Consider the following 10073-nt stretch of genomic DNA (forward strand, 5'->3'; position numbering starts at 1 on the left):
GGGCAGGTTCCCCACGTGTTACGCACCCGTCCGCCACGGTCGGCACGCTCGCGCGTGCTCCCGTCCGACTTGCATGCATTAGGCACGCCGCCAGCGTTCCCCCTGAGCCAGGATCAAACTCTCCATCCCAAGATCACTCCAGAACCCGAGATCATCGCGCCCTGCGCGAGACCTCGGCCCTTCGTCAACACCTGGGGCGGGGCGCTTGCACGAACCACACCTCAGTTGTCAAGGTGCTTCGCCTGCCGGCGTTCGAGTCTCTCTCGCTCGACCCATCACTACAGTATAACGGTGCGCGGTCGATGCTGTCAAGCTCGTCCGCCGGTTCCCGGGCTGCGCTCGCGCGCAGCGTTGTCAGATACTACTCAGCCGAGGGCTCGTTGTCAAGGGGTCGATGCGTCTACGCCGGCACGCCGCTCCGCAACCGCACGCCGTCCGCTCGAGTCAGCACACCCCGGAACAAGAACGCGGTCTGCCGGTTGGCTGCTTCCAGATCGAAGGGATGAAGCGCCGACGTCGCATCCACGGGAATGATCACGCCATACCAGCGCAGTGCTGCGCTCGCTGCCGTATAGTGCACGCAGATCGAGGCCACGGTCCCACAGATGATGAGCTGTTCGATCTTGCGCACACGGAGTTCATGATCCAGCGGCGTCCCGTAGAACGCATCGTAACGCCGCTTTTGCAGCACGAGTTCCCCTTCCCGTGGTGCCAGTTCATCGACGATTTGCCAGCCCCAGGTCCCCGCCACGCAGTGTTCACCCCAGATGGGAAACTCCGGGTCACCTGGATAATGGGTGTCTTGCGTGAAGACAGTGAAAAGCCCGTGCTGGCGGGCAAAAGCGAGCAATGCTTGGATCTTGGGAACCGTTGCCGGCGCATCCGGAACGAACAATTTCCCTTCCGGCCGGACGAAATCGTTCTGCATGTCGACGACGATCAGCGCCGTGCTGCGGGGGTCGATCTCCACTTCCGGTGCGATCGTGTACTCGGGTACTTCGACCGTTCGCCGCATGGTCTCCCTCCCACTCCTCGTACGCAGCACCGACTACTCGACGAAGCTTCGCCTGTCGATCCGCACCACTAATGATGCACCGCACTCGGTTCGCAGTTCCAACGCAAGCTCAGCCGGTCGCACCACGATCACGATATACTCTCGCCCAAAGCACCCACTCTCGACCGGCTCGCTCTCGTCCCGCGGAAGGAGTCGCCATGCCGTCGGTACCCCAACGCGTCCAGTTGGTCGAGGTCGGACCACGCGACGGTCTTCAGAACGAAGCCTTTCCCGTTCCAACAGACATAAAAGTGGCTTTCATCGATGCGCTCAGTCAGGCCGGCTTTCCGGTCATCGAATGCACGAGTTTCGTTTCCCCTCGTGCGGTGCCGCAACTGGCCGACGCTGCGGAGGTGATGCGTCGCATCGCGCGTCGACCCGGTACACGGTACCTGGTCCTCGTCCCCAACGAGCGCGGACTCGAGCGCGCGTTGGCTGTCGGCTGTGACTCCCTGGCGCTTTTCGCGGCCGCGACTGACGCTTTTTCCCAGGCCAATATCGGCGCCTCGATCGACGAGTCGCTCCAGCGCTATGCTCCTGTGGCTGTTCGCGCCAAAGCGGCTGGGTGTTGGTTGCGCGGCTATGTTTCCGTCGCTTTCCATTGTCCGTACACCGGACCGGTCGAAGCACTGCGCGCTGTCGCAGTAGCCCGCCGCCTCGCCGAGTTGGGTTGTGACGAGTTGGCGGTAGCCGATACGATCGGCAAAGCGGCACCGGACGAGGTGGCTCGTCTCCTGGAGGAGTTGCTCCGTTGGATACCCCCCGAGCGCGTCGCGGTTCACCTCCACGACACGTCTGGTCGCGCGCTCGACAACGTGGCAGTCGCGCTCGATTACGGGGTGCGCACGATCGATGCGGCCATCGCGGGACTCGGTGGCTGTCCGTTCGCACCAGGAGCTCCGGGGAACCTGGCCACTGAGCGATTGCTCGATTTCTTGGAAGCTCGCGGATACGATCACGGGATCGATCGACGCGGTCTCGAGCGAGCGCGCACCCTGCTTCGGGAGGCTATCCCTGGACTCGCTCGAACTGACTCACCGACAGCGCACTGCGGTAGTCAATGAGCCGACTCTTTCCGTTGAGCGTGCGCGAGAATAGAAGCCTGATGGTCACCGAGCTACCAGCGGCTCTGCACCGACTCCGCCGCTACGAATCGATCATCAGGCTGGCCACGGTTCGGCTCGTCAGTCAACCGCACGTCGTGTCCGTTTGGTTCCACGGGGGGAAGACGGTGCTGTTCTGTTCCCTTCTCGGCCGCGCAGGCATTAGGTCCGTAATGTTCGGAGCACTCCCCGTGTCTCGCTGCACTTCAACAGTGACCCCCGGGCCGAGCACGTGACGCGGTTCGATGGCCACGCTGAACTCGTGAGCGATGCAGACCTCGCCAACGAGCGATCCGCCTATCTGGCGAAACATTGCGCTGGAAACTTCCGGATCGGTATGACTCTCCGAAGAAGTATCGCGCTGGAAATTCCCGGATCGGTGTGACTCCAGGAACAGTCGCTCGCGAGTCCAGTCTGGTGATCCGGATCTATCCAGACCATCTCGTGCCCTGGTGAGACGTCAGCAGCGTGCTCACTGCGGCGAAGGAAAGGGATGATGCCTTCCGCGACTGGCTGCTCATTCGGTCGGACGTACCTCATTCTGTTCAGTAATGGGCACGATGAACAACGGAACACGAGTTGCCACCAGAAGCCGCTCCGTCACGCTGCCGAGCAGCCAGCGTTCCAGTCCCCCTTTCCCACGTGTCGTGAGGACGACGAGATCTGTCCGCTCGCGTTCGACCGCTGCCACGAGTTGCCGCTTCGGATCGCCGCTCAAATGCAGGAGTCGAACGTCGATGCCCGCCGGAATGCGCTCGCGGATTGCAGCCAGGTAGTGCGCCACCTCTTCTTCGATGGCGGCGAGTCGCTCCTGAGTTGCCGGGGCGACCGGGCGACCGCGCCACTCCAGAAGGAGCTCGCGATGGGTTTCGGCCACGCGAGCGAGCGTCAGGCGGGCTTCCGCTCGCTCCGCCAGTGCAATCGCATAGGGGAGCGCTCGTTCCGCCTGCGGCGAGCCGTCCAGGGGAACCAACACGTGCTCGATCCGCTCCAGGACGGGCGCACCTGCGCGCACCACCAAGACTGGACAGCTCGCTGACCGGACGACTCGATCCGTCACGCTGCCGATGACCGCTCGTCCCACCCCGCCGCGGCCATGACTTCCCAGGACGAGCACGGGTGCTGGCCACGCGCGCGCTTCCTCGACCAACTCGTCGGCTGCTTTGCCCAATCGAACGACAGCGATCGCAGTGATTCCCCGCTCGCGGAGGATCGACAACTGCGCCGCAAAGAGTTCTTCCGGCGGGATCTCCACGCGCGGTTCATCGTCCGAGAGCCAGATCACTTCGCCGCGTCGCGGATCGTAGAAAGGGCGCATCGTCTCCAGCACACGTACCAGCACGACGGGGGCTGAGAAGAGGCGGGCCAAGAGCGCAGCAGCTGGCAGGGTCGCATCGGCAGCTGGTGACCCGTCGTGCGCGACGAGGATCGTTTCGATCATCGGTCCTCCTCGGTCGACTCCACGGGAAGGATACGTGCACATTCTTGTCCTGCCTATGCCTCTTCACGGATCCGGCCGATGGCGATATGCTGCGCTCGACGGTTGCTCGCAGGGAAGGAGGGGCAGCATGATCCGGACTCACCGCCTCGGCGTCGATCCCTTGCGCCCGCTCGCGGCGCAGCCTGGCAAAGGACACAACCGATGGCACGAAGCGATTCCCCCTGCGCTCGAAGTGGAGCCGGGAGAAGCAGTGGCGCTGGAAACCTGGGATGCCTTCGACGCCCAGCTGACGCCCCAATCGACGATTCATGATGTCGCCCAGGCCGATCTCAGTCGGGTCCATCCGCTCACTGGCCCGGTCTACGTCAAAGGTGCGCAACCGGGTGACCTCCTCGAAGTCAAGATTCAGGCCATCGAGCCAGACCCGTGGCAGCACTGGGGATATACCGTTCAGGTCCCCGGCTTCGGCTTTCTGCGCGACCAATTCCCGCAGCCCTACATCGTCCACTGGCATCTTTACGAGACGTACGCGGAATCACCGCAACTGCCTGGAGTACGTATCCCGCGTTGCCCGCATCCGGGGACCATCGGAGTAGCTCCCTCGCGCGAACTGCGTGAGGAGGTCGCTCGCCGCGAAGCGGAGTTAGCAGCGCGCGGTGGGTTCGCGCTGCTCCCCGATCCCACTGGGGCGGTTCCAGCCAGCGAGCCGATCGCCTCCGAAGGACTACGCACGATTCCCCCGCGGGAGAATGCTGGCAATCTCGACATCAAGCAACTGACACCCGGCGCGAGCGTCTTCATCCCCGTGTGGGTCGAGGGGGCGCTCTTTTCCGTCGGTGATGTCCATTTCGCTCAGGGGGATGGCGAAGTTTGCGGCACGGCGATCGAGATGCGCTCGGTCGTGCATGTCGAATTCCGCGTGCACAAGGGGGAGGCGCGGCGGCGCGGCATTCGCACGGTTCAGTTCCTCCGTGACGGCTACTTCACGGCACCCGAAATGGCTGCCCCACGCCGCTTCTACGCGACGACCGGGATTTGTGTGCGCGATGGACGGAACGAGTCGGAAGACCTGACGCTCGCGGCGCGCGATGCGCTCTTCCGTATGATCGAATACCTGCAACGGCGCGGCTTTACGGCGCAGCAGGCCTATGCGCTCTGCAGTGTCGCCGTGGATCTTCGCGTCAGCGAGACGGTCGACGTTCCCAATGTCATGGTGAGCGCGATTCTGCCGTTGGATATCTTCGTCGGGTGAAGGTCGAATCGCGATCGAGCAGAGACCGGGAGTCGGCTCGACCGAGCCGGCTCCCGGCTTCTCCTGGGTGCTCGTCAGTCGACGAGGCGTGCGGTCAAAACGATCTCTTTGACGCTCGCGAGGGCACCCCCCACCGGACACCAGAGCTTGGTGCGTTCTGCGATCTCGCGGAACTGTGCCTCGTCGATATTGGGAACCTTCGCCTCCGTCTCGAGCTCGATGCGGTCGATCGCGAAGCCTCCCTCGACCTGCTGGATCCGCACGCGGGCCGTCGTCCGAATCCGCTCAGGCTGATAGCCGGCCTGGCCGAGTTGCGCAGCGAGTGCCATGCTGTAGCAACCAGCGTAGGCGGCTCCGATCAGCTCTTCCGGATTCGTTCCCGCCTCGTCACCGAACCGCGTTCCGACCGAGAAGGGGACCGTAAACGCGCCGCTGCCGACCGTCATCGTCCCCGATCCGCCCTGCAGTGTCCCTTCCCAGGTCGCCGTGGCTGTCCGGACAGGCATGGAGCCCCCCTTTCGCTTGGTATCGATACCGAACTCGAAAGGATTCTAAGTCCTCGGGAGTACATCAGCAAGCTCAGCGGAAAAGGTCACGCTCGGGTGGCATCAGGAGGTCGCGGGCGCTTCCCTCCCCAGGTTCGTAGCGGAAACCGCGCACGATGACTGCCGGACACCCCTCGGTCTTTCCCATGACTAACTCAGCTGCCGCGGCCAGCTCATCGGCGAGCGCGATGACCGTGACCCGGAGTTCGTTGCCGAAGGGGTCGCGTTGCCCCCGATAGTCGCGTAAGGGTCGCATGCCGGCCACGCCGATCGCGACGTTGACGATCCCGTTGCGCCAGGCCCGACCGAAGGTATCGGACACGATCACCGCTGGAGTCCAGCCGACTCGTTCCCCCAGTTCCGCTCGGATCCGGGCGGCCGAGCGATCCGGATCGAGCGGGAGCAGCGCAGCATACCCAGGAGGAACATTGGAGAGATCGACTCCAGCATTGGCGCAGACGAACCCGTGGTGCGTCTCGGCGATGATCACGCCGCGATCCATCCGGACGATCCGTGCGCTTTCGCGCAGCACCAGCTCGATCTGGCGCGCATCGCGCTCCCATCGTTGCCCCAAGGCGATCGCGAACGGCGAGGGCTCGATCTCGGCCAGTGCCACCAGGCGCCCCTCGGCTTTGGAGACGAGTTTCTGGGTGACGACCAAGACATCACCCTCTTCGCCGGTGAGGCCACTGGCTGCCATACCGGTGAGGACGAGCTCTGCGACCGAGTCGCCCGGACGGGCTTCCGGAATCCCGCGGATCGGGATGAGGCGCACCTCGTCGGTCATGGTTCAGGCTCCCGCAAAGCCATGCGCGAGCACCCGCTCGATCCGCACCAAGAGCGTCACCCGTCGTTGTGCTCGGAACTGTGGGATCCAGGAACGAGCTTCCTCCTCCCCCACGTAGCGGGCCGCCAGATGGGCGATATCGGCCTGTGCCCGTTCCTGGTCCTCGACCAACTCGACTCGCCCGATCACCGTCACGTACCGGTAGCCATCAGCGATGCAGAGCGAGGCACGTGGGTCGCGCCGGAGATCCTCCAGTTTGGCGCGACCGACGGCGGTATTCATGAGAATCGTCTCCTCGTCGAGCACGTCGTACCACATCACCGATTGGCGCGGGAGACCGTCTGGCGCGATCGTCGCCAGCACCGCGAAGCGCGGTGCGCGTAGGAAGTCTCGGAGATGTTCAGGAATCGCGGCCACTGTTCGTTCCTCCCTCACCCGTCCTTCGACCGACCCCGAGCATGATACGCGAGCGAGTCGGTTCGGTATGCCTAGTCGTCTTTTCAGCCTCCGTCACCTTGCTGAGCGGTCGGTCGACTTGCCAAGATTACCGAGCGAGGGACTGGTCATGGAAGCACAGCTGATTCCCAAGACGGTCGCTCTGGATGGACTCCTGCTCTTCGTCCTGGAAGCGGGTGAAAACCGCCTTCCCTTGCTCATCTTGCACGGCTTCGCATCGAGTGCACTCGCCTGGACCGAAGTCATCCGTGCGCTCGCCCCACAACGCCGCGTGCTGGCCTATGACCGACCTGGCTTCGGACTGACCGCCGTGACCAGTGACCCGTGGCATGGGCTGGACCCATACGCGCCTGCTGCGCAGGTCCCGATCGCCCGTGCGCTCGTGCAGCACCTCGGTCTCGGACGCTTCGTGGTGCTCGGCCACTCGATGGGTGGCTGGCTCGCCTACGAGCTCGCCCGTGCGCTTCCCGATCGAGTCGCCGCCGCGATCCTGGTCGCACCGGCTTGGGAGCGACCGCATGCGCCGCGTGTGGCTCGCTTGGCCCGTCAGCCGCTGGTGGGCACACTCGCGCGGAGCATCCTCCGCCTCGCAAGCCCGCTGGCGCTCCACGCTGCCCAACGCCGAGTCTGGGCGAGTCCACCACCGAAAGGTCGCGAGGAACTGGCGTCCGTTGCCGTCAGCCTCGCGGGATGGGATGAGCGGCTCTGGCGGGTGGCGCTCGCGACACTGGCCGAGTCGTCTGCCGAGCGGCCGGAACAGGCACCGACGGTACCGACGCTCGTCGTGCTCGGCGAGCAGGACCGGATCGTCTCCAACGAGCGGACGCTCCAGCTCGTCGCCGACTGGCAGGCGGCTGGGGCGATCGTCCGCGTGGAACGCTGCGCCTCGAGCGGTCACTTGCCGCATGTCGAAGAGTTCGCCCGCTTTGTCCAGATCGTCGAGCAGTTCCTCGAGGAGGTCGACCATGCCGAGACTACAGCCAGGTGATCGGCTGCCGGAATGGCAGGCCGTTACGCTCTCTGGTGAGCCGGTCGGCAGCGAAACACTGCGTGGTCGTCCCGCAGTCATCGTCCTCCTGCGCGGCTTGCGTTGACCCTATTGCCGACGGCACCTGGCGCAGTTGCGCCAGCACTATGACGAATTCCGCAAGCGGGGTAGCGAGATCGTCGCGATCGCCCCCGATGGACCGCGATCGCTCGCCCGTTTCTGGGAAAAGGAAGGGATGCCGTTTCCGGCGGTAGCCGACCCAGAGCACCGAGTCGCCGACCTTCTCGGCCAAGAGGTGCAGCTCCTGAAGCTGGGACGCATGCCCGCGGTCCTGGTCGTCGATGCGGACGGCATCGTCCGAGCGGCCTGGTACGGCCAGTCGATGCGGGATATTCCGAGTGTGGAGGAGGTCTTCGCGGTGCTCGACAGCCTGAGCGCAACCGCCTGAGACCGCCTGCCGAAGCTGGTCAAAGAAAGCAGTCGCCGACCTTCTGCTCGCTCGATCGAGACGAGCCGAGTGAACGACCTCTCGCACCGACTCAGTACGCGGCCAGTCGCCCGCACGAGCGTGAATCATCCCTCGATCGGGTGACGACCCACGATCATGTACGCCGGATCGCCCATGCCCATCCGACCTGCTCAGGGCCGTATCGAGCCAGCGACGGGTACCGGTTACCAGCGAGCGGGTGGACACTCCGTCGGCTCGTCCAGCGATCCGTCAAGATGGGGCGGGGAGACCCGCGAGCAACTGACGCAGTGCGCGCAGCGCGGTCAAGAAGGCGGTCCGCCCGGTGAAGCCCCCGTGCGATCCAGCGAGCAAGAGGTGAGGCTCCAGAGAGAGGTAGCCGCGATAACCGCGAGCGGCCAGTGCAGCGAGCGTATCAGCGAGTTCGCCATCGCCAGCTCCGGCGACCGTTACTTCACCGGAACCGAGCACTGCATCTTTCACATGAACATGGGCGATGAACGGTGCGAGCATCGAAAATCCCGTGGAGAAGGGACGGACGCCACATTGGACGAAGTTGGCTGGGTCCCAAACTGCCCTGAACCATGGTGAACCGATCGAGTTCAAGAGATCGAAGCAGCGCTGCGGAACGTCACCGTAGAGCGCTTTGTCGTTTTCGTGGAGCAAGGTCATGCGCGATTCCCCAGCACGACGGACCCACTGTTGGATGCGTCGCAACACTTCGTCACGGTATCGCTCAGGGGACTCGCCTGATGGAAGGTAGAAGGAGAAAACCCGAATGGCCTTACTGCCGAGACGGTGGGCGATGGCGAGGGCGCGTTCGAGGCGCGCCATCTCGAACGCCGCTGGCTCGGCGATCGAGCTCTTACCGATGGGCGAAGCGATGACCGCTACAGTCATCCTGCGTTGGTCAACCTCTTGGGCGAGCGCTGCCAATTCCTCGTCGGTCAAATCGAGCACATTTTTCCCCCACGCGCTGCGCAACTCCACGGTGTTGATCCCTGCCGCCTGCATCGTGTGGAGGGCAAGAGCGGGATCGGGGTGGATCTCGTCGGCGAATGCTGCCAGCTTCCAGCCCATGAGGCGAAACCGATTGGCGACTGCATCCTCGCTCAACACGCACTACCGGTACGCTCACCAGTATCGGCGTTCGCCTGACTCGCGGCACTCTGTGCGCAAGGAAGACTCGATCGTCATTTCGGTCCCGATGTTCCATCGGCGGTGCACGGTACGCGCCTGCGGGCGAGCGGCTGCTGCTCGACTGTACACGAATCCACGCGCGCAGCGCTGGAGTTCCGCGTCGCCGTCCTCGCGTCCAGGCGCCCAGCGAAGAGCCGATCGCCCGCTTTGTCCTGTTCGAGTGAACTGCTACCGACGTGCCGACCACTGGTGGCTCGCGTTTGCGCTGTTCGTCAGGCTGCTACTGCCCGCAACGTCGCGTGTGCCTCTGACGACCGCGGGTAGCGAGTTGTTCTCCCTCCGATCCGCTCTTGCGACCTCCGGCACAGCTGTCCGATAGTCTGCTCGTGGCCGGTGTCGATCTCGAGACGGTGACCCTGATTCTCGGCCACTCACCGATCGGTCTCACGGCTGACTCCGGCGGCCGTGTCAGCGCTGCCAGGGCGCGGCCGACCCGGGAGCGACTGAACGCGTTGCTCGACAACCGATTTGCGTGAAGATTCCCTGTAGAAGTCCGGAACGGCCGGTCGCCTGCGACCGGCCGTCGTTCCGGTTCCGCGCCGTGATGTGGTTCTCGTCGGTAGGCCGGGTGGGACTCGAACCCACAGCCCGCGGATTAAAAGTCCGCTGCTCTGCCAGTTGAGCTACCAGCCCGCATCGACACGGCGTTGATCCTGCACCGTGCCACATTCAATTGTACGCTATGCGAGGGCGTGCGTGCAGCTTCACCGCCCATGGTGGCGCTGCCTAGCTCAGCGACTGCTCGCTCGCTGTCCCCTGCGCTCCAGCGCTAGGTCTGGAG

General features: G+C 64.4%; 11 protein-coding genes, 1 tRNA gene, 1 rRNA gene and 1 pseudogene. 6 read left to right on the forward strand and 8 right to left on the reverse strand.

The genetic code is table 11. The features are described from left to right. Both ACWIVK_RS08840 and ACWIVK_RS08845 read right to left on the reverse strand, forming a co-directional pair. Positions 1-129, reverse strand: a 16S ribosomal RNA gene (locus ACWIVK_RS08840); the annotation flags it as partial. Between the two features lie 271 nt (positions 130-400). Continuing rightward, on the reverse strand, positions 401-1015 hold the full coding sequence (locus tag ACWIVK_RS08845) for a cysteine hydrolase family protein (RefSeq protein WP_448576285.1): 615 nt from the start codon (positions 1013-1015) through the stop codon (positions 401-403). A gap of 197 nt (positions 1016-1212) precedes the next feature. Here ACWIVK_RS08845 and ACWIVK_RS08850 point away from each other — a divergent pair, with 197 nt between their 5' ends. Both ACWIVK_RS08850 and ACWIVK_RS08855 read left to right on the forward strand, forming a co-directional pair. Next, complete coding sequence (locus ACWIVK_RS08850) at positions 1213-2118, forward strand: hydroxymethylglutaryl-CoA lyase (RefSeq protein ID WP_448576286.1); 906 nt, start codon at positions 1213-1215, stop codon at positions 2116-2118. A 271-nt stretch (positions 2119-2389) separates the two neighbouring features. Next, a complete protein-coding gene (locus ACWIVK_RS08855; RefSeq protein ID WP_448576287.1) occupies positions 2390-2542 on the forward strand; it encodes a hypothetical protein in 153 nt (50 codons plus the stop codon). Between the two features lie 132 nt (positions 2543-2674). On the opposite strand, the gene ACWIVK_RS08860 is transcribed toward ACWIVK_RS08855, so the two are convergent. Then, positions 2675-3598 (reverse strand): universal stress protein, encoded by a 924-nt coding sequence (locus tag ACWIVK_RS08860; RefSeq protein WP_448576288.1) that lies wholly within the window; start codon positions 3596-3598, stop codon positions 2675-2677. Between the two features lie 127 nt (positions 3599-3725). Between ACWIVK_RS08860 and ACWIVK_RS08865 the strand changes: the two genes are divergently transcribed. Continuing rightward, positions 3726-4850: an acetamidase/formamidase family protein gene (locus ACWIVK_RS08865; RefSeq protein ID WP_448576289.1), complete on the forward strand. Its 1125-nt coding sequence runs from the start codon at positions 3726-3728 to the stop codon at positions 4848-4850. A gap of 74 nt (positions 4851-4924) precedes the next feature. Here the strand turns inward: ACWIVK_RS08865 and ACWIVK_RS08870 are convergent, their stop codons facing one another. The 3 genes from ACWIVK_RS08870 to ACWIVK_RS08880 all read right to left on the reverse strand — a co-directional run bounded on the left by ACWIVK_RS08870 (position 4925) and on the right by ACWIVK_RS08880 (position 6599). Next, positions 4925-5356: an OsmC family protein gene (locus tag ACWIVK_RS08870; RefSeq protein WP_448576290.1), complete on the reverse strand. Its 432-nt coding sequence runs from the start codon at positions 5354-5356 to the stop codon at positions 4925-4927. 73 nt (positions 5357-5429) lie between these two features. Beyond that, a complete protein-coding gene (gene cofE, locus ACWIVK_RS08875) occupies positions 5430-6182 on the reverse strand; it encodes a coenzyme F420-0:L-glutamate ligase (protein ID WP_448576291.1) in 753 nt (250 codons plus the stop codon). 3 nt (positions 6183-6185) lie between these two features. Continuing rightward, positions 6186-6599: a PPOX class F420-dependent oxidoreductase gene (locus tag ACWIVK_RS08880; protein WP_448576292.1), complete on the reverse strand. Its 414-nt coding sequence runs from the start codon at positions 6597-6599 to the stop codon at positions 6186-6188. Positions 6600-6666: 67 nt separating this feature from the next. On the opposite strand from ACWIVK_RS08880, the gene ACWIVK_RS08885 reads away from it, so the two are divergent. The 3 genes and pseudogenes from ACWIVK_RS08885 to ACWIVK_RS08895 all read left to right on the forward strand — a co-directional run. Further along, positions 6667-7626, forward strand: a complete 960-nt coding sequence (locus ACWIVK_RS08885; protein WP_448576293.1) for an alpha/beta fold hydrolase — start codon at positions 6667-6669, stop codon at positions 7624-7626. After that, the gene (locus ACWIVK_RS08890; protein ID WP_448576294.1) at positions 7604-7732 is read left to right on the forward strand and encodes a hypothetical protein; all 129 of its coding nucleotides are present in this window, start codon (positions 7604-7606) and stop codon (positions 7730-7732) included. Before ACWIVK_RS08885 ends, ACWIVK_RS08890 begins: the two co-directional genes overlap by 23 nt. 12 nt (positions 7733-7744) lie before the next feature. Further along, a pseudogene (locus ACWIVK_RS08895) lies at positions 7745-8074 on the forward strand (peroxiredoxin family protein); the annotation flags it as partial. 270 nt (positions 8075-8344) lie between these two features. Here the strand turns inward: ACWIVK_RS08895 and ACWIVK_RS08900 are convergent. Beyond that, positions 8345-9208: a sugar phosphate isomerase/epimerase family protein gene (locus ACWIVK_RS08900; RefSeq protein ID WP_448576295.1), complete on the reverse strand. Its 864-nt coding sequence runs from the start codon at positions 9206-9208 to the stop codon at positions 8345-8347. A 644-nt stretch (positions 9209-9852) separates the two neighbouring features. Continuing rightward, positions 9853-9925: transfer RNA gene (locus ACWIVK_RS08905), tRNA-Lys, on the reverse strand. Between the last annotated feature and the right edge of the window lie 148 nt (positions 9926-10073).

This window comes from Thermomicrobium sp., from assembly GCF_053493975.1.

Excerpts from the sequence above, each read along its gene's own strand:
- ACWIVK_RS08845 (WP_448576285.1), bottom strand. The coding sequence starts at position 1,015 with ATGCGGCGAACGGTCGAAGTACCCGAGTACACGATCGCACCGGAAGTG.
- ACWIVK_RS08850 (WP_448576286.1), top strand. The coding sequence starts at position 1,213 with ATGCCGTCGGTACCCCAACGCGTCCAGTTGGTCGAGGTCGGACCACGC.
- ACWIVK_RS08860 (WP_448576288.1), bottom strand. The coding sequence starts at position 3,598 with ATGATCGAAACGATCCTCGTCGCGCACGACGGGTCACCAGCTGCCGAT.
- ACWIVK_RS08865 (WP_448576289.1), top strand. The coding sequence starts at position 3,726 with ATGATCCGGACTCACCGCCTCGGCGTCGATCCCTTGCGCCCGCTCGCG.
- ACWIVK_RS08870 (WP_448576290.1), bottom strand. The coding sequence starts at position 5,356 with ATGCCTGTCCGGACAGCCACGGCGACCTGGGAAGGGACACTGCAGGGC.
- cofE (WP_448576291.1), bottom strand. The coding sequence starts at position 6,182 with ATGACCGACGAGGTGCGCCTCATCCCGATCCGCGGGATTCCGGAAGCC.
- ACWIVK_RS08885 (WP_448576293.1), top strand. The coding sequence starts at position 6,667 with ATGCCTAGTCGTCTTTTCAGCCTCCGTCACCTTGCTGAGCGGTCGGTC.
- ACWIVK_RS08890 (WP_448576294.1), top strand. The coding sequence starts at position 7,604 with ATGCCGAGACTACAGCCAGGTGATCGGCTGCCGGAATGGCAGGCCGTT.